Source organism: Hymenobacter rigui (genome assembly GCF_003944715.1).
Classification (GTDB): domain Bacteria; phylum Bacteroidota; class Bacteroidia; order Cytophagales; family Hymenobacteraceae; genus Hymenobacter; species Hymenobacter rigui.
The window spans coordinates 70,950-96,445 of sequence record NZ_RWIT01000001.1; the positions used below are offsets into that span (position 1 = coordinate 70,950).

Below are 25,496 nucleotides of genomic sequence, written 5' to 3' on the forward strand. Positions count from 1 at the left end.
GCTCTGCATGACGTTTTGTGTACGCGTTACTCCAGCTCCTGGCGCACCTGCTCGGCTTCCTCGGGCGTGTTCACGTTGCGCAGCTCCTGGGGGGCGGGGGCGGGCAGTACGGCTACGTCGGAGTTGATGATGGTTTTGCGGGGGCAGCTGTAGCCCAGGCTCAGGAAACGCAGCAGCTGCGGGTAGCTGGCCGGCTCCCAGATGGTAATCAGCGGCTCGGGCCACTCGTTTTCGGGGCTCTGGAAGGCGGTGGCGAGGCGGGCCGGCTGGCGGTGTTGCACGAGGTGGGCCAAGGTGGTTTCGGACAGAAACGGCAGGTCGCAGGCTACTACCAGCCAGGCGGCGTTGGGGTCGAGGCGCAGGGCGGAGAGGATGCCGCTGAGCGGGCCCAGGTCGGTGAAGGTATCAGGCAGAGGGCGCAGGCCGGCGTATTCCAGCTCCACCACCTGGTCGGGGCGGCAGGAAACGTGCACGTCCTGGCAGAAGGGGGCCAGCAGCTCGGCGGCGTAGGCGCGCTGCTCCTGGCCGTGGTAGGCCAGCTTGCCTTTGTCCTGGCCCATGCGCTGGCTGCGGCCGCCGGCCAGCACCAGGCCCCGCAGCGGCGGCGCGGCGGCGCGCCATTCTTCCAGAATCAGTTGGACAATGGCGGCGGTATCGTGCAGGGGCAGCACCGGTACCGATGCTTCGCCTAAGTGCGCCTGCAGGTAAGCGGGCACTTCCGTGACGCCTTCGGGCAGCAGCAGGGCCCGCACGTTGGTGAGGCGGTCCAGCTTCTTTTCCACGGGCTTGGCGGGGTCCAGGATGACCAGCTGCTGGGCGGCCCGGAAATGGTTGCCGTTTACCAGCACCAGGTTCTGGTGCTGCAGCAGATCGGGCTGGCTGAACCGGTCGAGGGGTCGCTTTACATCGAGGCGGGCGAAGCGGATGTTGTCGGTCAGCTCGGCGCTGGCCCCGGCGGCCAGCATGCCGGTTTCGGGAGTGGTGCCGTTGCGCACGGCATCGGCGGCGGCGTGGTCGGCGTCCACGTAAGCCACGCGCAGGGTGGCGGCCAGCAGCGGCAGCAGCCGGGCGGCCAGCTCCTTGATGCGGCCACAGGGGGCACCCAGAATGGCCAGCTCGTGGCGGCCAAACTCGCCACCATATGGGCGGGCCAGCTGGGCGTGCTTGCTGCGGGGTTTGTCGGCGGGGGCGTTATCCGGCATGGTGGAAGTCCTGTTTACCGCCGGTTTTGCTGATGAGGCGGGTTTCCTGAATGAGAATGTCGTGCGAGAGGGCCTTGCACATGTCGTAGATGGTGAGGGCCGCTACCGAGGCGCCGGTCAGGGCTTCCATCTCGACGCCGGTTTTGCCCGTCACGGTGGCCGTGCACTCAATCAGCACGGCGTCGGGACCATCTACTTCAATGGTCACCTGGCAGTTATCCAGACCCAGCGGGTGACATAGCGGAATCAGCTCCGACGTGCGCTTGGCTCCCATGATGCCAGCCAGAATAGCCGTCTGAAACACGGGACCCTTGCGGGTGGGCAGGTCGCCTTCTTTCACCAAAGCCATGATTTCGGGGCCGAGTACCACGCGGCTGCGGGCCCGCGCCACGCGGCGGGTTGGTTGTTTGGCGCCCACGTCCACCATGGCGGGCTGGCCGGCGTCGTTGAGGTGGGTGAGTTTAGCGGAGTCGGACATAGGTAGCACAAGCGTCAGCTTGTGAGTGAGGAAAGTGGAGAGTAAGTCCTGTACGAAGGTACCGCCCGGAAAGTAGCGCGAACTTTGCAGTTCGCGCCTCGAATGGTCTTTTCGAACAGCGCAGGGGCACGAACTACAAAGTTCGCGCTACTACGCTGGCCCGGCAGTCAGTGCAAGGCGAGTGAAATAACCACCATAGCTGCCGGATTGATTTTTTCGACATCTTTGCAACGGTCTATGCTGAGACCCTGAAGATTGCGCGCCCACTATGCGGCTGCTCCCCGAGGCGCGCCCCGCTTACTTATTTCGTAAAGAAGACCCCGTGAAAACAGTCTATTTCACGGATTGTAGCGCCGTGGAGCAGAACGCGCTACAATCCCTGCTCGCCTTCGAGCACCAACCCACCATCGGCCGGATTGCCGTCTTTCCCGACATTCATTACTGCTCCGAGCGGTCCATCCCGGTAGGAGTGGCCTTCCAGACCACCGACGTATTCTACCCGCTGGTCACTGGCAAAGACATGGGCTGCGGGGTGGCCTACCTGCGCATTCCCCGGGCGGAGGTGCTGCGCCCGTTCGACAAAGCCCGGCACTACCGGGCCCTGGAACGGGAGGTACACCACATGACCGACGAGGGCCTGGGCGGCGGCAACCACTTCCTGTCGCTGGAAGAGTCGGCCGACTTCCTGTACGTTATTGTGCATACCGGGAGCCGCAACCTGGGCGTGTACATGTACCAGCAAAACCGGCAATTGCTGCAACAGCACAACCCCGGCCAGGAATGGCTGCCGCTTGACGTGGCCACCCCGGCGTACCGGCAGGAGTACCAGCGGGTGCTCACGTACGCGGCCAGCCGGCGGCAAGAGTTTCTGGCCAAAACCTACGACTTCCTGCGCCGCAATCAGTACGTGGCCAGTGGTCAGCCCGTGGTGGCCGACAGCTGCCACAACCTGCTCGAATTCACGCCTCAGGGGGTAATTCACCGCAAAGGCAGCACCCAGCTGCCGGTTGATGGGATGGTGGTGATTCCGCTGTCGATGAGTCGGGGCTCCCTCATCGTGCGGGCCAACCCCTGGCACTCCGCCGCCGAAACTGCTCTCTGGAGCTGCGCCCACGGTGCGGGCCGGCAGCTGAGCCGTACTGATACGCTTAAGTTCTGGCACTCGCTTAAAAAGGCGGAGAAGGACGCTTACCGGCAGCGCTTCCCGGAGCTGCTCAACCGGCAGGGCGACTTTGACAGCAGCATACTGCAAGAGTTTGACTTCGCCTATAAAGACTCCTCCGAGTTGCTGACCACCCAGCCCCACCTCATTCGGTGTGACGAAACGACGCCCATCGTAACCGTGAAATTCACCGGAGTGTAGACAAGCAGTAGCGCGAACTTTGCAGTTCGCGTCCCCGCGCCGTTTGGGCGGCTGTTGTTCGGTTGTCGTTCGGGGGCGCGAACTACAAAGTTCGCGCTACTATTCGGTCAGCTACACAAGGTTACCAGCCGATGTAGAGACGCGACACTCCGAGTCTCGTCGTTGCTGATGTTGTTTGAGTAGTACAGTTCCTGATTGTTTAACAACGAGACGCAAGATATTGCGTCTCTACATCCGCCTTTCCAAACAACCAGCGGCCTTATTCGTTGGGAAACGGCACAAGCTAAAGCTTGTGCTACATTTATCCCTATGATTTCTGTTGCTGAAGCCACCCGCCTCGTTGCCGCCACCATTCGCCCGCTGGGCGTGGAGCATCTTTCCCTGAGCCTCGCCACCGGCCGCGTGCTGCGCGAGGACCTGCGCGCCGACCGGGACTTTCCGCCCTTCAACCGGGTAGCTATGGACGGCATGGCCGTGCGCTACGAGGCTTTGGCGGCAGGCCAGACGGAGTTCCGCATTCACCACACCCAGTTTGCCGGCCAGTCGCCCCAGCCGCTGCCCGAGGCCACGGCCGCCGTGGAAATCATGACCGGGGCCATGCTGCCGCCCGGCGTGGATACCGTGATTCGCTACGAGGACCTTACGTTCCGCACCGATGCGGCGGGCCAGCGCTGGGCCACCGTGCAGGCGCTGCCGCCCCGGGCCGGCCACAACGTGCACCCCCAGGCCGCCGACCGCCACCAAGGCGACCTGCTGGTGCCCGCAGGCACCCGCCTGGAACCCGCCGAAGTAGCCGTGGCCGCTACCGTAGGGGCCGCCACCGTGGCCGTGTCGCGGCGGCCGCGGGTGGCCGTGGTGAGCACCGGCGACGAGCTGGTGCCCATCACCGAGCAGCCCCAGGCCCACCAGATCCGCCGCTCCAATGCCATCATGCTCCAGGCCGCCGCCGAAGCCTCCGGGGCCCGCACCGAAATCTTCCACTTCGACGACGACCCCGCCGCGCTGCGCCAGGGGTTGCCCGCCCTGCTGGCCGGCTTCGATGCGGTGGTGCTCAGCGGGGGCGTGTCGATGGGCAAGGCCGATTTTCTGCCGGGTGTGCTGCGGGAGCTGGGCGTGGAACAGGTGTTTCATGAGGTGAAGCAGCGGCCGGGTAAGCCGTTCTGGTTCGGGCAGCAGCCCGGCGGAGCGGTGGTATTTGCGCTGCCCGGCAACCCGGTGTCCACGTTCGTGAACTTCTACCGCTACGCCCGGCCCTGGCTGCTGGCCGTGCAGCAGCCCGCCGGCACTTCGGCCGCCGGGGCCGCACCTGTGTCCGCCGTACTCACCCAGCCCGTCGACTTTAAGCCGCCCATGACGCACTTCCTGTTGGTGAGCCTGGAAGCCGGCCCTGACGGCCGCCTGCTGGCTACCCCTGAGCGCGCCGGCGGCTCCGGCGACATGGCCAGCCTGCTCACCTCCAGCGGCTTCCTGGAGCTACCGCCGGAGCAGGAACACTTCCCCAAAGACACGGTGCTGCCGATGTGGCGGTTTCGGGGGTAGATATGTAATTATAAACCGTTTAAGTGTGAAAAGCAGCTTGCGGCTGCTTAGGTATGCTCTGCTTACCGATTATTCACGGAGGGCTGCTACCTTGGCCCGATGAAGTACCTCTCTCTTCTCCTTCTGCTCCCTGCACTTGGGATGCTTACGGCCTGTAATAACGATGATACAGATGCTCCGGCACCTGTGCCTGCAACGGCTACCTACGCCGAAGGCAGCGGAGCAGCCGTTGCCTTGTCACTACCTAGCGTCAGCTATGTTACTGCTGTCGCCAATGGTCCTGGTAATCAGCCACGTCGTGCCATTGTGCTACGTGTGACCTTGCCTAACGGCTCGGTTTCGACCATGACGTATAATTATGCGGGGAGCGAATTCCCTGCGGTGGGACCAGTGGCCCTGGATGTGCCGGTGGTGATTACGCCCGTCACAATCACCGGTCCGGGTTTTCAGGATGGTGGAAGTCAAGCCACCTTGAAAGTGGAATCTGTTACCCCTCAGGTAGTGAGCGGCACGTACTCGGGCACGTTCACGATGGGTGGACCACCGGTCAGAGTAGTTTTCAACCGACTGCCGCTGTAGGCAATACGCCGTTTACTGCTTCTGCATAGTGGGGTGATGATACAGACATAATCATAGCATAATCTGTTTGCCTCAGGTATAGTACGTAGCGCGCGGCCAACGCAACATCACCCCTCAAAATCCAGTCTGCACTATGCACTAAAGGCAGGGATGCCTGAGCCACTCGTGCGCAATGACAACAGGCGCAGCTTCCCGAACAAGTTGTCGGAAGGCTGCGCCTGTGGGAGTTGCTACGGTGGGGTGGTTGCGTGGCTATACAGCGGTATCAACTTAAAGCCGACCGGCAGATGGGAATTTGATACTTCATTGGCTACTTCCGCAGCACCATGTACCCATAAGCCGGCAGCGTAACCGTGGTGCCCACCGCTACGGAGCCCCCGCGCAGGGCATCGGTCCAGGTGGAGTTGGCCAGGGCGGTGGGCACTGTGTATTGCACCGAAGTATTGCGGGTATTAGCCAGCACGAAGGCCTGGTCGGCACCGTCGACTTTGGTGAAGGCGCACACATCGGCGGAGCTGTAGCCGGTGGACGTACCGTGGCGCAGCGCCGGACTGGCGGCGCGGGCCTTCAGAATCTGCTTGTGCGCCCTGGTAATGGCCGGCTGCGTATCCCACTGCACTTTTACGGAGGTAAAGGGGAAGGGAATAGCGGCACTCATGCCCGCTTCCTGGCCGTTGTACACCATCGGTACGCCCTTGTAGAGACTGGCCACCACAAACGCTGACAAAGCGCCATTCTGGCCCCCGAACAGCGTTACGGGCGTGCCGTCGGAGCCGTTTACGTCGTGGTTGGTGGTGTAGCGCACCACCTGCTGGGTGCCGGTGGCTCCCACGTACTCCGTAGTGTTTAATCCATCAAAAGCAGTAGCGGCAGCACCGTTTTTGTACACCTGGTAAATACCGCCGTAGAAGTTAAAGCCGAAAATATAGTCGAAGCCCGCGGTGAAGTGGTTGCTGCGGTTGCCCTCGGCCAGCAGCAGCAGCTTGTGGGTTTTGATGTTGCGCAAGGTGTCCACGGCCTGCTTCCAGAAATCAGCGGGCGGAGTGTCGGCATAGTCGAAGCGGAAACCGTCCACATTGGCCGTGTACACCCACGATTTCAGGGCCGAAATCATAGCCAGGCGCATCGGGGCACTGCTGAAGTTGAGCTGGGCCACATCGGTGAAGCCGCTATTAGGCGGACTGATAATCTGGCCGGCTCCGTTCTGTTGGTACCAGTCGGGGTGTTGCTGAATCCAAGCATTGTCCCAGCTGGTATGGTTGGCTACCCAGTCGAGCATGACGGCCAGACCCCGCTGGTGCGCCCCGTCCACGAGGGTGCGTAAATCGGTGAGCGTACCGAATTCCGGGTTTACGGCGGTGTAATCCTGCACGGCGTAGGGTGAGTTCACGCCCCGCAGTGAGCCAATCGGGTATATCGGCATCAGGTAAATGGTGTTCACGCCCAGGGCCTTGATGGAGTCCAGCCGGGCCGTAACACCCGCAAATTTGCCGCCCGCGCTGAAGGCCCGCATGTTTACCTGGTAAATGACTGCGTCCTGCCGGTCGGGCACGGCATTGAAGGGCGTACCGTACTGCGTGGGCGTAGGAGTGACAGGCGTGGTAGGGTCATCGGGCTTGGCCGGGTCCGATTCTTTACTGGAGCAGCCCACCAGTAAACCGGCGGCCATAAAAACGGGCAGGCTATGCCTGAGAACAGTGGTAAAGAATGACATGAAGTGCAGGGGAAACGCGGATAGAAACGCTGGCCGGAAAACAGCCGGAGTAGTGTAAAGTCGCCGAATGTTGTCTTGTCGTTGCACAATACAAGTCGTTTTTATCCAACACCGGAAGAGAAATGGGCGTCGCTGCACTGGCGAATCAACCGCTTAGGCAGCTTCCATTAGTAAGCATTCGATTCCGGTACACCGCTACCAAGCCAGCCCGGAAGTTGCCGTACTCCGATTGTGGGTGCATGCAACGGCACAGCAACCTCACCCCTCAAAATCGAAGCCGCACTGGAAACAGTGGCACTGCGGCCGTTCGGGGGCCAGCAGCCACAGGCGCAGCTTCACAAACAGGTTGTCCTGGGGTTGGGGCTGGTGGCGGCACATTACGTCGGTGTGGTGGCAGCGGGGGCAGCGGGGCGCGTCGGTGGGAGCTCCGTCGGGGGCTTCGGGGGGCATGGCGTGCATCACGGAGCGTTGCGGATGCAGGGTGGCCTGGGCGGCGGCTACGTCGGGCTGCCGCACAAACAGCCGCACGCTGCCGAGCACGGGGCCGTAGGGCCGGCTTTCGTTGCTGAGAAAGCACGGGATACCGGCCGCTTCCAGCTGGTTTTTGGCCAGGTGGGCAGCAATGGCATCCGAAAAGGAATCGAGCAAAACGATGTTAGCAGGAGCAGCGGAATCCGAAGACATGACAAAAGGCGAAGCCGGGCGGCCGTACGGGCCTATAACAGCAGAAGCACCCGGTGGGGTGCTTCTGAAGATGACAAATTCGGGGCAGAAAACCTACTTAAACAAGGCCAGCGCCTTGATGAAGGTTTGTGACACGCCCCAGAGCAGCGGAATGCCCACGTACAGCCAGGCCAGAACGGCCGAGGCTCCCATGGAAGAGGCCTCGGGCACAGGAGTAGTTGAAGGGTTGTTATTCATGATGATTTCGGAGGTTAGGGTGATGGTTTTGGGTTTCCGGAATGCAACCAGAAACTGAAAACCAGCAACTGGAAACTGTGATTAGTGTCCGCCGGCTTCCACGGTTACGGGGCCTTTCTCGTAGTATTCTTCCTTCACGGGGCGCACGGCCAGGTTGGCCAGCAGGCCCAGTACCAGCACGCCGGCCATGGTGTAGAATACGTTTTGGTAGGCGGCGGCGCCGGTCAGGCCCTGGGCCTTGGCATGCTCATGCAGTGTGTGCACAATCAGCGGACCCAGTACACCGGCCGTGCTCCAGGCCGTGAGCAAACGGCCGTGAATAGCCCCTACCTGGTATTTTCCGAACATATCGGAGAGGTAGGCCGGCACCGTGGCAAAGCCCCCGCCATACATGCTGATAATCACGCAGGCCACGGCTACAAACAACGCCAGCTGCAGATTGTGACCCAGCGTGGGCACTAGGGCATACAGCAGGATACCCAAGCCAAAATAAATGGCGTACGTCATCTTGCGGCCCAGCTTATCGGAAGCCGACGACCAGAAGAAGCGGCCCAGCAGGTTAAACAAACTCAGCAGGCCCACAAAACCGGCCGCCGCCGCCGCCGTTACGCCCCGGCCCGCGCCCATGGCCCCATCCGAGAAGGTTTCCTGAATAAGCGGCGAAGCCGTTTCCAATACACCAATACCGGCCGTCACGTTGGTGAGCAGCACCACCCATAGCAGCCAGAACTGCGGCGTTTTGATGGCGTTATCGGCCGATACGTTGGCTGTGGTAATCATGGCGTTGTGCTCGGTGCTGGGCACGTAGCCGGCCGGCTTCCAGTCGTCGGCGGGCACCCGAATGGTCCAGACACCAAACTGCATGAACAGCAGGTAAATAATACCCATCACAATAAAGGTGGGGGCCACCCCCTGCGGAGCGGAATCCTTGAACTGGTTCATCAGGTTATTGGCCAATGGCGAGCCAATCATGGCTCCGCCGCCAAAACCCATAATGGCCATACCCGTTGCCACTCCTTTGCGGTCCGGAAACCACTTGATCAGGGTGCTTACCGGCGAAATGTACCCAATGCCCAGCCCGATGCCGCCCACGAAGCCGTAGCCGAAGTATACCAGCCAGATGTTGTGCAAGTGCACCCCTAGGGAGGCAATCAAAAAGCCGCCACCAAAGCATAGTGCCGAGGCCAGCATAGCCTTGCGGGGGCCTACCCGCTCCAGCCACTTCCCAAAAATAGCCGCTGATAAGCCCAGCAGCACAATGGCAATGGAGAAAGTGATGCCGATTTGAGTAGGCGTCCAATCATCCGGCGCGGGCTTGTTTACGTCGCCGCTGATAAGGGCGCCCAGCGGCTTGTTAAACACGCTAAAAGCGTAAGCCTGCCCAATGGCCAGGTGAATAGCCAACGCGGCGGGGGGCACCAGCCACCGGTTGTAGCCCGGCCCGGCAACGGTGCGGCTTCGGTCCAGTAACGAATCAGTTGCCATAGAATGAATGGGATTTTGGGAGAGTGAAAGAACGAGCTGGCCCGGTGACAGGAGTAGCGGGGTGTTGGCTGTACGCATTGGCCGCCAATAAGGTAGAAGCACCTGAAGGCCTTTGGTGTCAGTAGCTCAACTATTTTTTGCTAAAAAGCTATAGGCCTTTGTGCTAGTTGTGCAGAACCGGCAACCGGTTGCGGTGCAGGATGTATCCCGCATACGTGCAAAAAGGATGTAGGTACACATCTACATCCTCTCTTTTCAGATTGATTTGCTAATAGTCGCAGTTATTTACAGCTAGTGCCGTCTAATCATTGGTAGCGGCTTCACCCAGCAGCCAGCCGCGCGGGCCTTTGGCACGGGTACTTTTCAGAAACTGCTCCAGGCCCCGCTTCATGGCCTCGGCCATGCGCTGCTGAAACTGTGGGCTTGTGAGGCGCTTTTCGTCGTCGGGGTTCGATACAAAGGCCGTTTCGACCAGGGCGTTGGGGTATTCAGTAGGCCCGTTCAGGCCAAAGTTGAAGCTGCCCACGTTGCCGAAGCCCGCCAGCCCGGTACCGCGCATCTGCTCATACAGCGCTACCGACAAGGGCCGGAACGCCACGTAGCGGTAGTAGGTGCTGGTGCCCTGGGTGGTGGTGCTGCCGCTGGAGTTGACGTGGATACTGATGAGGACATCAGGGTTGAGGCGGCGCAGCAGCAGCACCCGGTCGCCATTATCCACGGTGGCGTCGGTAGTGCGGGTCATGAGTACGCGGGCCCCGGCCTGCTCCAGTTCCCGCTGCAGCTTCAGGGCAATGGCCAGGGTCAGGTCTTTTTCACGGGCTCCGGTGGGACCTGTGGTGCCCATATTAGTGCCGCCGTGGCCGGCATCTATGGCCACCGTGAGGCCCCGCAGGCGCAGCTTCTGAGGTGGCCGCTTTACCCGAATTTCCAGCGTGTTACCCCGGTATCCGATGTGGTAGCCCCAGCTCTGGCGATGCCGCAGCTGCAGCACCAGCCGGAATACATCGGGCTGCACCTGCTCATAAGTGACGTCGCCCAACTCCCGCAGTCCGTCGCGCTGAGTTATCCAGTTGGTGTTGGAGGTGGCCCCGAAAATATCGACCACCAGCCGCCCTGGCTTCGTGAGCAGCTGGGAGCGGTAAGGCAGGCGCTGGGTAAGCGGCACCCGCACGTAATCGTACGTGGAGTCGCCCTGCACGCTCCAGGAGCCGGTGAGAGACGACGGTACGAAGCCGCCCGGCGGCAGCAGGCGCACCACGTCCTGCGGTACCCTGGCGGTTTGGGTTTCCGAGAGCTGCACGCGGTACTGGTTGTCCACGCGGCCCGTCAGGTGCAGCACCACCGCCGAATCAAGGTAGCCCATCTTGGCCCCACCCAGTCGGTCTTCACCCAGTCCATAATTCAGATACGCCAGTTCCCCTCTCGTGCGGGCCAGCTGCGGCTCGCTGGGGTTCAGAAACCGGATTTGGTTGCGGCTGAACGCCACTACCGCTGTGCTGTCGTCTGGTCCTAGCTTAAAATCAATACGGCGGTTCCGGAGCGTATCGCCGGGCTGCACCACGTAGGTGCCCTGGTACACGCCCCGTTTGCCCTGCGCTTGGGCCGGCAGTAGTTCGATAAGTGGCTTGCCAGCCAGAAACGAGGCCTGCAAACCCGGCGTGCCCAGCAGCCGCACCTGCAGCCTGTCGCCGGGCTGCAGCCATTGGTCCTGGGCCGGTACCGTTTCGGCGGAAGTAATAACCGGCTGAGGTGGGGCAGACTGCGCGAGAGGGCGCTTCTGCGCCACCACAGTAGGTGCGCACAAAGAGCCGAAAAGTAGTAAACTAAGCAGAGTACGGAGCAACATAGGCACTGGTAATGCAAAAGCCCCGCGCAGGGCGGGGCTTGGGAACATACACAGGAAAGTCTGTTACGGTTGCTTAACCGCATCACCCAGATCCTTCACGTCACGGCCGGTTTCCAGCGCTGTAAACTCGGTTTGTAGAGCTCGGATGTGCAGCTCGTCGCGGCCCTTGATGTCGAGGCGGATGTTGCGGAACTGCGCGTTGAGGCGGCGGCTGATGGCGGTGGCATAGTCCCAGTCGCGCTGGGTCCACTGCCGGCGGCGGGCCCGCACCTGCTGCATGAACTGCACGAAGGCCGGCTCAATGGTGGCGGGCGTAAGGGCTTCCACCTCCGCGTACGTGCCCAGCAGCTCGTTGGTCAGGGCCGTTTCAGCGGCTTTGTCCAGGGGCTGGCGGCTGCGGGATTTCGACACCGAGTCGAAACGGGCGGCGCGGCGGCCGGCCACGCGCAGCTTGGCGGCGGCCTCATCCACTACGGTATCGAGCTTGCGGGCCTCCTGTTTCACCATATCCTGCCGCTCCCGCGGCGTCGAGTCGCAGGCCGCCAGCAGCAAACCGGCTGCTGCCAACCCAAACAAAACGTGCTTTTTCATGGCCACAAGATACGGGAATGGAGCGTCGGCGGTTAACTATGCGCTACGCGGGTAACCTTCGGCTATTGTGGCCGCAACCGGAACGTGAAAGGCAGTTCGTACTTCGATACCACCGCCCGGCTGCCAATGCGGGCCGGAATCCACTGGTCGGGAATAGTGCGGGCTACCCGTAAAGCTTCCTCGTCGCAGCCGTAGCCGATACCGAACAGCACCTGCTGGTCGGTAGCGTGGCCCAGCGTATCGACTACGATGGATACCACTACCCGACCCTGCACATTCTTGGTTTGAGCCGCAGAGGGGTAGGCCATTTTGCTCATGTAAGGAGCCAGCGCTGCATCACCCCCGATAAAGAAGATAGGATGAGTAACCCGCTGCCGCGTCCATTCGCCGCCGGCGGTTTGCACCGCGTACGGTACATCATCAAAAGGTCGGAAGAACACCAGCTTCTTCGTCGTGTGGTCGTATTTCTGGGCAATTACCTGGCTGCCGTCGCGGGTATAGGCATAATACTCCCACACACCGACTTTCTCGCCTTTGTCCAGTATGCCGCTGCCGGCATCGGTTTTACGTAGTTTCTGGGCCTGGGCACCGACGCTGACCAGTAGTAAGCACAGCAGTAAAAGTTGTTTCATGGTGGGAATCGTGGGAAGTGTAGACGGAGCAAAACGCCGGAACAGCCGGCTGGAAAACCAGTCGGCTCGCTTTTCAGGGAAAGAAATTATTGTCTTAATGCAATTGTGCCCTCGGTCGGCGCGGGTGGGAATATAGGTGTGAAGCCATATACAGTCTCTGCAAAGGCAGCAGACGTACACAAACCAATGCCGGGGGGATTGGCATTAAAGTTTGTCGGTCCGGGAAATATACAACTATTCACCTAGCCTGTCAAGTTACCTGTGACCTGCAGGATGTTAATCATCCAGCAAATCCTGCAGGCTGCGGAGTTGATTTTGGAGCCCGGGCCACGCCGGGCATAACTTCTCCAAGCGGCGCAACACATACAGTGCGGACCGGTTGTCGCCGATGGTGCGTAGAATGGTTGCCCAGCCCGATAAGGCTCCGAAGTGCCGGGGCTCCAACCGAAGCGCTTCGCGGATATCGGTGATGGAGGCTTTGTATTCGCCACGCAGAAAATAGGCGGTGGCCCGCTTGTTCCAACCCTCAGCGTACTCAGGTGAGGCGGTTGTCAGCTCCGTAAACTCGTTAATAGCCACCGTATATTCCTCCGCTGCCAGGGCGCGCATGCCGGCCTCCAGGTGCTTATCCAGCAACGGATGGTCGGTGGTCAGCCAGATCTGCCAGATGCCTTCCTGTAATGCCTCTATTTCAGTAGGCGTTGAGGCCCCGCGCAGGCGGGCAAACAGGTCGTCGAGGGAATCCAAGGAATGGGTTTGTGAAAGGTGAACTTGTGAAATACGGGAATCCTGGCAGTACGCGAAGTCAGAAAGTACAGTTAGCCGAACAGTTCACAATTTCACCTTTCACAAGTTTGCGCTTAAAAAAGTGCCGCCGCCACCCGCCGTATGCTTTCTGATTTGCCCATGCTATAGTAGTGCAGCACCGGCACACCATGGGCCATTAGCTCCTTACTCTGGTTGATGCACCACTCAATGCCAACTTCGCGGGCTGCCGCATTGTCGGGAGCCAGGTGCACGGCGTCCACCAGCTCGTCGGGCAGGTTCAGGTAAAAGGCGCGGGGCAGTGCCGTGAGCTGGGCCTTGGTGGTAATGGGTTTCAGGCCCGGAATGATGGGCACGGTGATGCCCGCCTCCCGGCACCGGCGCTCAAACGAGAAAAACTGCTCGTTATCGAAAAACATCTGCGTCACGATGTACTCGGCCCCCCGGTCTACCTTGTGCTTGAGGTAGCGCAGGTCGGTGGCGTGGCTGGGGGATTCGAAGTGCTTTTCGGGGTAGCCGGCCGTGCCAATGCAGAAATCGGTGGCCCAGGTATCGTCCTGCTCCTCGTCCAGATAGGCACCCTTGTTCAGGTCCGCCACCTGCCCGATCAGGTCGCAGGCATAGCTGTGCCCGTCAGGCTCGGGCTGAAACCGGCCCTCACTCTTGATGGGGTCGCCGCGCAGGGCCAGTACGTTGTCGATGCCCAGGAAATGCAGGTCGATGAGGGCGTTTTCGGTTTCCTCCTTGGTAAAGCCTCCGCAGATTAGATGGGGCACCGTATCCACATCGAAGCGGTTCTTAATGGCGGCGCAAATACCCACGGTGCCCGGGCGGCGGCGCACGGTTTTCTTTTCCAGCAAACCGTTGGGGTGCTGCCGGTACACGTACTCCTCGCGGTGGTAGGTGACATCAATAAACGGCGGCTTGAACTCCATCAGGGGCTCAATATTGGAGAACAGCGTCTGAATGTTCTCGCCCTTTTTAGGGGGCAGCACCTCAAAGGAAAACAGCGTGCGGCCGTCAGCGCGGGTGATATGGTCGGTTACTTTCATTGGTGGGACCCCACCCCCGGCCCCTCCCCTCCGGGAGAGGGGAGCCTGACGGAGCGGCTATGCTATGGCGTATAGCTCCGGCCATACGCGCTGATGAAGTAATTATTTGTCTGGCAGCCCTCTCCCGGAGTACTCTGCGCATCAAGCAGAGAAGGCCGGGGTTGGGGCCCTGTTACAGTGCCGTTGCCGACACGGCCGCCGGGTCGTAGTTGAGATTGGGGGTCAGCCAGCGTTCCAGCTCCGCGAAGGGCATGTGCTTGCGCTCGGCCAGGTCGGCTACCTGGTCCTGGCCGATGCGGCCGAGGCCGAAGTAGCGGCTGCTGGGGTGGGCGTAGTACAGGCCACTCACCGACGAGGCCGGGTACATGGCCAGGTTTTCGGTGAGACGGATACCGGTCTGGGTTTCGGCGTCGAGCAGCTGGAACAGGGTGATTTTCTCGGTGTGGTCGGGGCAGCCGGGGTAGCCGGGGGCCGGGCGCACACCCTGGTATTTCTCCTGAATCAGGTCTTCGTTGCTGAGGTTTTCGGCCGGGTTATAGCCCCAGAATTCCTCCCGTACCCGCTGGTGCAGGCGCTCGGCAAAGGCCTCCGCGAGGCGGTCGGCCAGGGCTTTGAGCATGATGCTGGAGTAATCGTCGTGTTCCTGCTCGAACTTCTCCAGCCACTTTTCGATGCCAATACCGGCCGTGACGGCAAACCCGCCCAGGTAATCGGCCCGGCCCGACTCGCGGGGGGCCAGGAAGTCGGAGAAGGCTAGGTTGGGCACGCCTTCGGCTTTTTCGCTCTGCTGGCGCAGGGTGAAGAACTCCGTTTGCACCTGCTGGCGGGAGTCGTCCTGGTACACCTCAATGGTATCGTGCTGCACGGTGTTGGCCGGCCAGAAACCCAGCACGGCCCTGGCCGTCAGCCACTGCTCATCAATAATGCGGCGCAGCATGGTCTGGGCATCGTTGAAGAGCTGGGTAGCTGCTTCGCCCGCGTGCTCATCAGTGAGGATGCGCGGGTAGCGGCCCTTCAGCTCCCAGGTATGGAAGAACGGCGTCCAGTCGATGTACTCCGCCAGCTCGGCCAGGGGGTAGTTGTCGAGGGTTTGGGTGCCGAGGAAGGTGGGCTTCACGATGGGCGTGGTGGCCCAGTCGGCCTTGAAGCCGTTGGCGCGGGCGGCTTCAATGGGCAGGTAGTTCTTCTCGCGCTGGCGGCCGGCGTAGTCGTGGCGCAGGGTGTCGTACTCGTCGCGCACGGTGCGGGCGTAGGCATCCTTGCCCGAGCCCAGAAGGCCCGCGGCCACGCCCACCGAGCGGGAAGCATCGTTCACGTGCACGATGGGGCCGCTGTAGTTGGGCGCAATTTTCACGGCCGCGTGCAGGCGGGAAGTGGTAGCCCCGCCAATGAGCAGCGGGGTTTTTAGCCCGCGCTTCTCCATTTCCTGGGCCACGTACACCATTTCATCGAGGCTGGGCGTAATCAGGCCGCTGAGGCCGATAACGTCGGCCTGCTGCTTCTGGGCTTCGTCCAGAATCCGCTCAAGGGGCACCATCACGCCCAAATCCACGATATCAAAGTTGTTGCAGGCCAGCACCACGCCCACAATGTTTTTGCCGATGTCGTGCACGTCGCCCTTCACCGTGGCCAGCAGAATCTTGCCGGCCGTCTGACGGGCGCTGCCGGCTTTTTCGGCTTCCAGGTAGGGCTGCAGATACGCCACGGCCTTCTTCATCACCCGGGCCGACTTCACCACCTGTGGCAAAAACATTTTGCCGGCCCCAAACAGGTCACCTACCACGTTCATGCCAGCCATCAGGGGGCCTTCAATCACGTCGAGGGGGCGGCCCACCTGCTGGCGTACTTCTTCGGTGTCTTCGTCGATGAACTCAGTAATGCCTTTTACCAGCGCGTGCTGCAGGCGCTCGGCCACGGGCAGCTCCCGCCAGGCCAGTGTGTTGGTTACGGCCCCGGACCCGGTGGCTTTCTGGTCCTTTACGGTTTCGGCAAAGTCTACGAGGCGCTCGGTGGCGTCGGGGCGGCGGTTGAGCAGCACGTCTTCCACCAGCTCCAGCAGCTCGCGGGGCACGTCGTCGTACACGGCCAGCTGGCTGGGGTTTACAATGCCCATATCCAACCCGGCCCGAATGGCGTGGTAGAGGAAGGCCGAATGCATGGCCTCGCGCACCACGTCGTTGCCCCGGAAGGCGAAGCTGATGTTGCTGACGCCCCCGCTGGTCAGGGCTCCGGGCAGGTTGGCCTTGATCCAACGCACGGCCTCAATGAAATCGAGAGCGTAGTTGCGGTGCTCATCAATACCGGTGCCGACGGTCAGGATGTTGGGGTCGAAGATGATGTCCTCGGCCGGAAAGCCTACCTCGTTGACCAGGATGTCGTAGCTGCGCTTACAGATGTCGATGCGGCGCTGGTAGTTATCGGCCTGGCCCTGCTCATCGAAGGCCATAACCACCACGGCGGCCCCGTACTGGCGCACTTTGTGGGCGTGGGCGCGGAAGGCTTCCTCGCCCTCTTTCAGGGAAATAGAGTTGACGATGCTCTTGCCCTGTACGCATTTGAGGCCGGCTTCCAGCACCGTCCACTTCGAGGAGTCAATCATCACCGGCACGCGGGCAATGTCGGGCTCGGAGGCAATCAGGTTGAGGAAGGTAGTCATGGCCTGCTCCGAGTCGAGCATGCCCTCGTCCATGTTCACGTCCAGCACCTGAGCACCGCCCTCTACCTGGTCGCGGGCCACCTGCAGGGCCGCCTCGTAGTTGCCGGTGCGGATAAGGCGGGCGAAGGCGCGGCTGCCGGTTACGTTGCACCGCTCGCCCACGTTCACAAACAGGCTCTGCTCGGTAATGCCAAAGGGTTCCAGGCCGCTGAGGCGGGTGGCGGGCTTCACGGCGGGCAGCGGCCGGGGCCGGTATTTATCAGCCAGCTTGGCCAGCTCGGCAATGTGCTGGGGCGTGGTGCCGCAGCAGCCGCCTACCACCGTTACCAGTCCGTCTTTCAGGTAGTTTTCCACCACCGCCGCAAATTCCTGGGCCGATTCATCGTAGCCGCCGAAGGCGTTGGGCAGGCCGGCGTTGGGGTAAGCCGAAATATGCACGTCGGCCAGGCGGCTCAGCTCCTGAATGTACACCTTCAGCTGGTCGGCCCCGAGGGCACAGTTCAAACCCACACTCAGCAGCGGCAGGTGGCGGATGGAGTTCCAGAAGGCCTCCACCGTCTGCCCGCTCAGGGTGCGGCCCGAGGCGTCGGTAATCGTGCCCGAAATCATGACGGGCACTACCCGGCCGCCTTCATCAAAGAACTGCTGCACCGCGTACAGGGCGGCCTTGGCGTTCAGGGTGTCGAAGATGGTTTCGATCAGCAGCGCGTCGGAGCCGCCGTCAATCAGCCCGCGCACCTGCTCCAGGTAGGCCGTAGCCAGCTCGTCGAACGTCACGGCGCGGAAGCCGGGCCGGTTTACGTCGGGCGAGAGGGAGGCGGTGCGGTTGGTGGGCCCGATGGCGCCAGCTACAAACCGCTTGCGCGTGGGGTCCTGCCGCTCAAACTCATCGGCCACCTCGCGGGCAATGCGCGCCGACTCGTAGTTCAGCTCGTACACCACGTGCTCCAGGGCGTAGTCGGCCTGGGCAATGGTGGTGCCGGAAAACGTGTTGGTTTCCACCATATCGGCCCCGGCGGCAAAGTATTCGGCGTGAATGCCTTTGATGATGTCGGGCCGGGTGAGGCTCAGTAGGTCGTTATTGCCGCGCAACGGGTGCGAATGGTCCTGAAAGCGCGTGCCCCGGAAATCGTCCTCCGTGAGCGTGTGGCGCTGAATCATGGTACCCATAGCCCCATCCAGAATCAGCACACGGCGGCGCAGAATATCGTGGAGGGGTGACGCAACAGGGGCGGAGGCGGGGGAAACGGTCGGCATATCGGCTCTTCTAAAGGAAATCAGCGGCGAAAAGGGCCTATCCAGAAAGAGCCGGGCGCAAAGGCCGGTTCCGCACTTATCTTCTTCCAGCGCCCGCAAAGGCCCTGGAAAGGGAGTTAGCACCTTGTTTGATTTCAGGTTGCTAAGACGTCATCGGGCCCAATCCCTCGGTCTTTCTGGATAAGTAACAGGACGAAGATACGCCGCAACGCCCGAAAAACAACAGGCCCGGCCGCACATGTGCGGCCGGGCCTGTTGCAGCGTGCCAAACGGCAGCTAATCTTTCTTAATGCAGTTGGGTACGGTTTTGCCGTCTTTCTTTTTGGTGCCGGCCTGCTCGTAGCCTTTCCAGCAGGGATCTTCTTTTTTTGCGGTGGTATGAGCGGTGGTGGTTTTCTTGGTAGGCATAGTTTAATATGAACAGGGCTGGGTGAACTTCCTGTTGGTAAGAGAGGTACGAACTCATGATAAAACAAGTTGCCGGCTACCGACAGAAGAAAACCGAGCGGTTTCTCGTTGGTCTGGTAGGAGCCAGCTTCAGGTAGATTGACGGCGGACAAGAGTTGGTTGAGTTTTTACATTGTGCACGCGGGCTGAGTGCTATTTTCGAAAGCTATGCAACACATACACTATTCGCGGGCCATCATCCTGCTGCTCCTGCTGGGTAGTATCCCAACCGCACATGCCCAGCAGCCAAGTGGTACTGGCCTGCGCGGGCAGTACTACGACGGCCACAATTTTGAGAAACTGGTGCTTACCCGCTCCGACCCTGGCATTGATTTCAACTGGACAATTGGCCCCACTGGTGACCATTTCGTGTCGCCGGGCCCTGGGGTGCCAGGGGAGCATTTTTCCGTGCGCTGGACTGGTTACCTGTATGCTCCGGCAACGGGAACGTATACTTTTCAGGTTGCTACCGATGATGGAATGCGGGTATGGGTGGGTGGTAAGCGTATTGTGAATTCCTGGCGCGGACAGCCTGTTGCGGTGGTGACGGCGCACCTGAAGCTGACGGCTGGGCGCTACTACCCGGTGCGTGTTGAGTATTTTCAATTCGACCGGGATTCGCGGGCCCAATTGGCCTGGCAACCGCCAACTGGTTCCACCGAGCCGGAAAGCATTCCCACGCGTTACCTGTATCAGCGGCTGCCAGCTACGGCGGTGCCTGTGCAAGAAACTCCCCCGGCGTCTCCAGTTGTAACTGCTCCGGCCGTTCCGGCCAGTCGGGTATCCACTGCGCCTCCAGCTACCCCGTTAAGGCGCAGCGTGGCCCGTACTTCGGCCCGAAGTGCCCGGGCTGTTGTGGCACGTCGCCCTGCTGCTGCGGCACCGGTTGCAGTGGCTCCGGTAGCCGTGCCCGATACGCAGGTGGCGGTACTGGCTACTTTGGGGGCATTGAGCAAAGGAACTACTGTTACGCTGCCCAACCTGTATTTCACGCAGAGTACGGCCTCTCTGCTACCAACTTCGCGCCCAACCCTAAATGCACTGGCCCACACACTGCGCGCGCAGCCGGGCTTGCAGCTGGAAATAGCCGGTCATACGGATAATGTAGGCGACGCCGCCCTGAATCTGCGGCTGTCTGAGCAGCGTGCTCAAATGGTACGACACTACCTGATACAGCAAGGGGTAGATTCAGTGCGGTTAAAGGCGCGCGGTTACGGAGGGACCCGGCCGGTGGCTAACAATCAGAACCTGCAGGAACGACCTCGCAACCGGCGGGTAGAAGTAATAGTGCAGTAACGAGGCTGGTTACCTCGTGTATGTACATCAATTTGGCATAAGTTCAACAACCCGGACGGTTTCGCGTAAGGCATAAGCTCAGCATTGTTTCTTACCACCTCGTTCTATGGCTGCCAAAAAAGCAGCGGCTCCTAAAAAAGCTGCGACCCCCAATCCTTCCGCTGCCGGCAAGGCCCCGGCAAAAACCACTGCTACACCCGCTGCCAAGCAGGCTTCCAAAGCTGCGGCCGAAGCGCCCAAGCCCGTGAAGCGGCCCACGGCCAAGGACATGAAGCAGCACGCTCAGAAGCTGCCGTACCCTGCCAAACAGGCCGATATGAAGCTGCAGCCCGCCATGGATTTCAGCACCTACCGCGCCGCTGGCAAGCTACAGGATAAGATTGCCCTGGTAACCGGCTCCGATTCCGGTATCGGGCGGGCCGTGGCCGTGGCGTTTGCCATGGAGGGCGCCCACGTGGCCGTGCTTTTCAACGAAAACGTGGTGGATGCCGAGGAAACCAAGCGCCTCGTGGAAGCCCAGGGCCGCCGCTGCATTCTGCTGCAGCTGGACGTGCGCGACCCGGAGCAGTGCAAACAGGCCGTGCGCCGCACCCGCGCCGAGTTGGGCGGCCTTAACATCCTGGTCAACAACGCCGCCTTCCAGATGGCGCAGGAGAAGTTCGAGGACATTCCCGAGGAGCAGATCCGCCGCACCTTCGATACCAACATTCTGGGCTACATCTGGATGGCGCAGGCAGCCATTCCGCACCTTAAAAAGGATGACTGCATTATCAACACCGGCAGCATTGTGGGCCTCACGGGCATTCCGATTCTGATTGACTACGCCTGTACCAAATCGGCCATTCATGCCCTCACTAAAAGCCTGGCCACGCACCTGGGCGAGCGGGGCATTCGGGTGAACTGCGTGGTGCCCGGCCCGGTCTGGACGCCCAACATCCCCGGCACCATGCCGCGCGAGGAAATCGAGAAGTTCGGCTATGAAGTGGCCCTGGCCCGTCCTGGCCAGCCTGAGGAGCTAGCCCCCGCCTACGTGCTGCTGGCCTCCCAGGACGGCTCGTTTATGACCGGCTCGCTGGTGCACGTAACCGGCGGCAAAATGAGCAGCGACCAATAGGTGAAATTGTGAAATGGTGAAGTTGCGAAGCGCCGTTGGCCCGCAACTGCCTTTCACAAGTTCATAAATTCACCATTTCACATATGCCCCACTACCCCGAAGGCACCGTCCGGGCGCTGCTGGCTACCGATCAGGTAACGCCCGCTACCCGCGCCGCCCTGGAAGCCCGCCTCAACGCCCCGGCCGACTACCAGCCCCAGTTTTTTGACGCCGATACCTACGCGCTGCTGCAAGCCGTATCCGCCCGCGTATTCCCCCAGCCTGACCGGAAAACGCCAATCGAGCTGGCCCCCAACGTGGATAAACGCCTGCTGGCCGGCACTGCCGACGGCTGGCGCTACGACGCCATGCCCCCCGACCGGGAAGCGTACCGCTTGGGTCTGGGCGGCATCAACCAGGCGGCGCAGCAGGCATTTAACCAAGCGTTTGTTGAGCTGACGCCGGCGCAGCAGGACCAGATAATCGGGCAGCTGGCGGCCGGTGAGGCTCCGGGTGAAAACTGGCAGCAGCTGCCTCAGCACCGCTTCTTCGAGGAAATGCTGGCTGAGTTGACGGAGAGCTACTACGCCCACCCGCTGGCTCAGGAAGAAATTGGCTACGTGGGCATGGCTGATGTGCCCGGCTGGCAGCGCATCGGCCTCAACGAACGGGAAGACCGGGAGCCTGAACCAATTGGTAATTGATAATTACTAATTACTAATTGAACACCTTATGCCCGACGAAGAAGTACTCGAAGAAGGCGTGCTGAATCCGGTTCAGCCCGAAATACAGGATCCGCTGCTTCAACGCATTCTGGCCGATAACGAAGCCACCCCGGCCACTGAGCCTACCGGCGAGGAAGCTCCCGCCCCGCTGCCCGACCCCACCGACGAGGTGGACTGTGTGGTGATTGGTACCGGTGCGGGCGGCGCGCCTTTGCTGGCGCGCCTGGCCATGGCCGGCCTGAAGGTAGTGGCCCTGGAGGCCGGCCCCCGCCGCGACCCGACCAAGGATTACGCCACCGACGAAAAAGCCCAGAACTTCCTGTTCTGGAACGACGAGCGCCTTTCGGCCGGTCAGAACCCGGTGGCCTTCGGCAAAAACAACTCCGGCACTGGCGTAGGCGGTTCCACGCTGCACTACACTGCCTACACCCCCCGCGCCCACCGCGGCGACCTGAAACTGCACACCGACTTCGGGCAGGGCGTCGACTGGCCCTTCGGCATCGAGGAGCTGGAGCCGTACTATGAGGAAATTGAGCATTTCCTGGGCATTTCGGGGCCCACGCCCTATCCCTGGGACCCTACGCGCCGCAAGGGCTACCCGCTGGCTCCGTTGCCGCTCAACGGCGCGGCCCAGCTGATGGAGCGCGCCTGCCGTCAGCTCGGTATTCAAACTTCACCGGCGGCCAACGCGGCCCTTTCGGCGCGCTACTACCAGGAGGGCATTGGCTGGCGCGAGGCCTGTACCAACCGGGGCTTCTGCCAGGCCGGCTGCAACCGCGGCGCCAAGGCCAGCATGGACGTGACCTTTCTGCCGCTGGCCGAGAGCTTCGGGGCCGAAATCCGGGCCGATGCCTACGTGACGGAGATTGAGCGCGACGCCTCGGGCCGCGTAACGGGCGTGGTGTACGAGCAGCACGGCCGCACCGTGCGCCAGCGTTGCCGCCACCTGTTTCTGTGCGCCGGGGCGGTGGAAACGCCTCGTTTGCTGATGCTCAATGAGCTGGCCCTCAACAGCGGCCACGTGGGCAAAAACTTCATGGCCCACCCCGGCATGCAGGTGTGGGGCACGTTCCCCGAGGACATCTGGCCCTACAAAGGCATTCCCGGCGGCCTGATTTCCGAGGACACCCACCGCCCCAAAGACGCCGACTTTGCCGGTGGCTACCTGCTGCAAAGCATCGGGGTGATGCCCGTGACGTTTGCCACCCAGATGGTGCGCCAGCGCAAGCTCTGGGGCCAGCCCCTGCGCGACTACATGCGCAACTACAACCACATTGCCGGCATCAACATCCTGGGTGACTGCCTGCCGCACGAGGCCAACTTCATGGAGCTCAGCGACGAAAAGGACGCCCGCGGCCTGCCCAAGCCCCGCCTGCACTTCACGGCCCAGGAAAACGAGCAGCGCATGAACCGCCACGCCGAGAAAATCATGCGCCAGATATGGGAAGCCGCCGGCGCTACCGATATCTGGGCCTTCGAGCGGTACGCCCACGTCATCGGGACGGCCCGCATGGGCCTGAGCGGCGACGATGCGGTGGTGAACCCCGACGGTAAGGCATTCGATGTGCCCAACCTCTACATCTGCGACAACTCGGTGTTCCCTAGTGCCCTGAGCGTCAACCCGGCCCTCACTATCATGGCCCTCAGCCTGCGCACCGCCGATAAGTTTCTGGCAAACCTTCAGTAGTGCTTAGTGCCTAGTGCTTGGTGCTTAGGTATTTTCCTTGAATTGATAGAACAGCCTAAGCACCAAGTACTAGGCACTAAGTACCAAACAATGAAGTCATTCCTCACCCATATTAAAGAGAAATTCGGCGACGGTAATTACGAGGGCGACCAGTTTGGCGGAGCCGGGGGCCACGACGGCTCCGGGCTGCCGACCGGCGCGCCGGGCAACTTCATGTTTGCCACTGGTATCGAGTGCTCGTACCCTACTATTGCCAACGGCACCATCCGGCGCGATTTGCTGGCCGAAACCGACCACTACAACCGCTACAAGGAAGATTTGGGGCTGGTGAAGGAGCTGGGCCTGAAGGTGCTGCGCTACAATCTGCCCTACTACCTCATCCACAAAGGGCCAGGTCAGTTCGACTGGGAGTTTGCCGATTTGGCCATGGCCGAAATCAAGCGGCTGGGCATCACGCCCATCCTGGATCTGATGCACTTCGGGGTGCCCGATTGGGTGGGCAACTTCCAGAACCCCGAACTGCCCGTGCATTTTGCCGAGTACTGCGGGGCCGTGGCCCAGCGCTACCCCTGGGTACGTTTCTACACGCCCGTCAATGAGATTTACGTAACGGCCCGGGCCTCTGCCAAAGACGGCATCTGGAACGAGCAGCTGAAGGATGACCGCGCCTTCATTACGGCCATGAAGCACATCACGGCGGCCAGCATCATGGGCACCCAGCAGATTGCCCGCTACCGCCCCGACTGCATCATCGTGCAAAGCGAGTCGGCGGAGTACATCCACGAGATGCGGGCCGTGGAAAGCCCCGAAATCCGCCTGCAGAATAAGCTACGCTTTCTATCACTCGACTTGCTGTATGCGCATACCATTGATGCCGAGGTGCTGCTGTACTGCATGGACAATGGCATGAGCCGGGAGGAGCTGAAGTGGTTTATGGCCGGCGAGCCGCCCGGATACCAGATTATGGGCAACGACTACTACGGTCGGAACGAGAAGATAATCAAGCCGAACGGCGACTGGTGCGAGGCCGAGGACGTGCTGGGGTGGTACACCATGACCAAGCAGTACTACGAGCGGTACCGCAAGCCCGTGATGCACACCGAAACCAACACCTTCAACCCCAAGGACGCAGAGTGTTGGCTCTGGAAGCAGTGGGTGAACGTGCAGCGCATCCGGCAGGATGGGGTGCCGGTGGTGGGCTTTACCTGGTACAGCCTGCTGGATCAGGTGGACTGGGACATCAGCCTGCGCGAGAAGCGCCTGAAGGTAAACGCCTGCGGCCTCTACGACCTGGACCGGAAAATCCGGCCGGTGGGGGAGAGCTACAGGATGATGATTGAAGAGTTCGGCCAGATTACCATTGTGCCCCACGCCGAAATGTTCGAATTCACCAGCCGACCCGCCACGCTGAAAGTAGAGAAGTAGTGCCACCGGAACATTAAAAGGATACCGGATATGTGCGTACATCGTTCGGGGCCAGCAGCAGGGAATCCTGCGTGGTGCTGAACGAGACGTACGACCCGTTACGGTACCGCAGTACCTTGATGCGCAGCAATTGCTCGGCCGGTACTTCGGGCGCAAAGCTGGTGCCGCCGCCCTGAGCCGCGCTGGCAAACCCGCCGATGGTAGCCTGGAGTCCTGTGCGAGCCGGACCGGGCTTGAAGCTGATGTCTACGCTGATTCGGTCATTCCCTTGCAAAGCTGCCGGATTGGTAAGCTGACAGGTTAGCTTGGCCGTGCGGGGCAGCCAGTAGGTAGGGGCCGTTACCGTAGTGTCGCGCTGCTGCGGGGCCGGTAGGTACACTCCGTTCACGCCGAAGTAAGATGGCGCTTTCACATCAACGGTGAGGTGGCCCGTCTGCAGTTCCTCGTCGCTCAGGGAGTAATTCAGGGTATAGTTACCGTTGGCATCGGTGGTGGCAGTGGCCTTTGTACGTGCGCCGGTGCGCCCGAAAAATCCCCAGCCTTTGTACCACACCAGCGTCAGGCCGGCTCCACGCAGGGGCACTTGGCCGTTACCCGTCACGAAGCGCCCTTTCACGGTAGTGCAGCCGCCCGGGCAGTCCGGGGTGGGGTCTTGTTTCTGACAGCCGCCGCTCAGGATAAGACTCGCGGCGGCTGCAAATAGGCCAGGGTGAATAGCAGATTTCATGGAAATAGCAGAAAGT

General features: G+C 61.2%; 22 protein-coding genes and 1 riboswitch. Of the genes, 8 read left to right on the plus strand and 14 right to left on the minus strand.

What is annotated here, in order from left to right; all coding sequences use genetic code 11:
- Positions 1-26: 26 nt before the first annotated feature.
- Together EI291_RS00225 and moaC are read right to left on the minus strand one after the other, a co-directional pair.
- A complete protein-coding gene (locus EI291_RS00225) occupies positions 27-1,202 on the minus strand; it encodes an NTP transferase domain-containing protein (RefSeq protein WP_125417262.1) in 1,176 nt (391 codons plus the stop codon).
- The gene (gene moaC, locus EI291_RS00230; RefSeq protein WP_125417263.1) at positions 1,192-1,680 is read right to left on the minus strand and encodes a cyclic pyranopterin monophosphate synthase MoaC; all 489 of its coding nucleotides are present in this window, start codon (positions 1,678-1,680) and stop codon (positions 1,192-1,194) included. The genes EI291_RS00225 and moaC overlap by 11 nt, the downstream gene beginning before the upstream one ends.
- A 322-nt stretch (positions 1,681-2,002) precedes the next feature.
- Between moaC and EI291_RS00235 the strand changes: the two genes are divergently transcribed.
- The 3 genes from EI291_RS00235 (at position 2,003) to EI291_RS00245 (ending at position 5,161) form a co-directional block, all read left to right on the plus strand.
- Positions 2,003-3,043: an RtcB family protein gene (locus EI291_RS00235; protein ID WP_170172437.1), complete on the plus strand. Its 1,041-nt coding sequence runs from the start codon at positions 2,003-2,005 to the stop codon at positions 3,041-3,043.
- Between the two features lie 309 nt (positions 3,044-3,352).
- Positions 3,353-4,582, plus strand: coding sequence for a molybdopterin molybdotransferase MoeA (locus EI291_RS00240; RefSeq protein ID WP_125417265.1), 1,230 nt, complete (start codon positions 3,353-3,355; stop codon positions 4,580-4,582).
- A gap of 99 nt (positions 4,583-4,681) precedes the next feature.
- Positions 4,682-5,161 carry a hypothetical protein gene (locus EI291_RS00245; protein WP_125417266.1) on the plus strand — a complete coding sequence of 160 codons (480 nt, stop codon included), beginning with the start codon at positions 4,682-4,684 and terminating at the stop codon, positions 5,159-5,161.
- A gap of 310 nt (positions 5,162-5,471) precedes the next feature.
- On the opposite strand, the gene EI291_RS00250 is transcribed toward EI291_RS00245, so the two are convergent.
- The 11 genes from EI291_RS00250 to EI291_RS23295 all read right to left on the minus strand — a co-directional run bounded on the left by EI291_RS00250 (position 5,472) and on the right by EI291_RS23295 (position 18,488).
- A complete protein-coding gene (locus EI291_RS00250; protein WP_240635313.1) occupies positions 5,472-6,830 on the minus strand; it encodes an alpha-amylase family glycosyl hydrolase in 1,359 nt (452 codons plus the stop codon).
- Positions 6,831-7,133: 303 nt separating this feature from the next.
- Positions 7,134-7,559 carry a putative signal transducing protein gene (locus EI291_RS00255; protein WP_125417268.1) on the minus strand — a complete coding sequence of 142 codons (426 nt, stop codon included), beginning with the start codon at positions 7,557-7,559 and terminating at the stop codon, positions 7,134-7,136.
- Positions 7,560-7,652: 93 nt separating this feature from the next.
- Positions 7,653-7,796, minus strand: coding sequence for an MFS transporter small subunit (locus EI291_RS22660; RefSeq protein WP_170172432.1), 144 nt, complete (start codon positions 7,794-7,796; stop codon positions 7,653-7,655).
- Positions 7,797-7,877: 81 nt separating this feature from the next.
- A complete protein-coding gene (locus EI291_RS00260; protein WP_125417269.1) occupies positions 7,878-9,281 on the minus strand; it encodes an L-lactate MFS transporter in 1,404 nt (467 codons plus the stop codon).
- Between the two features lie 301 nt (positions 9,282-9,582).
- Positions 9,583-11,127 (minus strand): N-acetylmuramoyl-L-alanine amidase, encoded by a 1,545-nt coding sequence (locus EI291_RS00265; protein ID WP_170172438.1) that lies wholly within the window; start codon positions 11,125-11,127, stop codon positions 9,583-9,585.
- 63 nt (positions 11,128-11,190) lie between these two features.
- The gene (locus EI291_RS00270) at positions 11,191-11,718 is read right to left on the minus strand and encodes a hypothetical protein (RefSeq protein WP_125417271.1); all 528 of its coding nucleotides are present in this window, start codon (positions 11,716-11,718) and stop codon (positions 11,191-11,193) included.
- 62 nt (positions 11,719-11,780) lie between these two features.
- Positions 11,781-12,350, minus strand: a complete 570-nt coding sequence (locus EI291_RS00275) for an energy transducer TonB (RefSeq protein WP_125417272.1) — start codon at positions 12,348-12,350, stop codon at positions 11,781-11,783.
- Between the two features lie 276 nt (positions 12,351-12,626).
- Entirely contained in the window at positions 12,627-13,097 is a 471-nt protein-coding gene (locus EI291_RS00280) for a tetratricopeptide repeat protein (RefSeq protein ID WP_205701547.1), read from the minus strand.
- Positions 13,098-13,210: 113 nt separating this feature from the next.
- Positions 13,211-14,167 (minus strand): methylenetetrahydrofolate reductase [NAD(P)H], encoded by a 957-nt coding sequence (gene metF, locus EI291_RS00285; RefSeq protein WP_125417273.1) that lies wholly within the window; start codon positions 14,165-14,167, stop codon positions 13,211-13,213.
- A gap of 172 nt (positions 14,168-14,339) precedes the next feature.
- Complete coding sequence (gene metH, locus EI291_RS00290; protein ID WP_125417274.1) at positions 14,340-18,080, minus strand: methionine synthase; 3,741 nt, start codon at positions 18,078-18,080, stop codon at positions 14,340-14,342.
- 73 nt (positions 18,081-18,153) lie between these two features.
- A riboswitch (SAM riboswitch) is annotated at positions 18,154-18,267 on the minus strand.
- Positions 18,268-18,356: 89 nt separating this feature from the next.
- Positions 18,357-18,488 carry a hypothetical protein gene (locus tag EI291_RS23295; RefSeq protein WP_262697259.1) on the minus strand — a complete coding sequence of 44 codons (132 nt, stop codon included), beginning with the start codon at positions 18,486-18,488 and terminating at the stop codon, positions 18,357-18,359.
- Between the two features lie 207 nt (positions 18,489-18,695).
- On the opposite strand from EI291_RS23295, the gene EI291_RS00295 reads away from it, so the two are divergent.
- The 5 genes from EI291_RS00295 (at position 18,696) to EI291_RS00315 (ending at position 24,753) form a co-directional block, all read left to right on the plus strand.
- Positions 18,696-19,823: a PA14 domain-containing protein gene (locus tag EI291_RS00295; RefSeq protein ID WP_125417275.1), complete on the plus strand. Its 1,128-nt coding sequence runs from the start codon at positions 18,696-18,698 to the stop codon at positions 19,821-19,823.
- Between the two features lie 106 nt (positions 19,824-19,929).
- Positions 19,930-20,937, plus strand: coding sequence for an SDR family oxidoreductase (locus EI291_RS00300; RefSeq protein ID WP_125417276.1), 1,008 nt, complete (start codon positions 19,930-19,932; stop codon positions 20,935-20,937).
- 83 nt (positions 20,938-21,020) lie between these two features.
- On the plus strand, positions 21,021-21,620 hold the full coding sequence (locus tag EI291_RS00305; RefSeq protein ID WP_125417277.1) for a gluconate 2-dehydrogenase subunit 3 family protein: 600 nt from the start codon (positions 21,021-21,023) through the stop codon (positions 21,618-21,620).
- Positions 21,621-21,648: 28 nt separating this feature from the next.
- Complete coding sequence (locus tag EI291_RS00310; protein ID WP_125417278.1) at positions 21,649-23,328, plus strand: GMC family oxidoreductase; 1,680 nt, start codon at positions 21,649-21,651, stop codon at positions 23,326-23,328.
- A gap of 90 nt (positions 23,329-23,418) precedes the next feature.
- Positions 23,419-24,753: a family 1 glycosylhydrolase gene (locus EI291_RS00315; protein ID WP_125417279.1), complete on the plus strand. Its 1,335-nt coding sequence runs from the start codon at positions 23,419-23,421 to the stop codon at positions 24,751-24,753.
- Positions 24,754-24,766: 13 nt separating this feature from the next.
- On the opposite strand, the gene EI291_RS00320 is transcribed toward EI291_RS00315, so the two are convergent.
- The gene (locus EI291_RS00320) at positions 24,767-25,480 is read right to left on the minus strand and encodes a carboxypeptidase-like regulatory domain-containing protein (protein WP_125417280.1); all 714 of its coding nucleotides are present in this window, start codon (positions 25,478-25,480) and stop codon (positions 24,767-24,769) included.
- Positions 25,481-25,496: the final 16 nt, after the last annotated feature.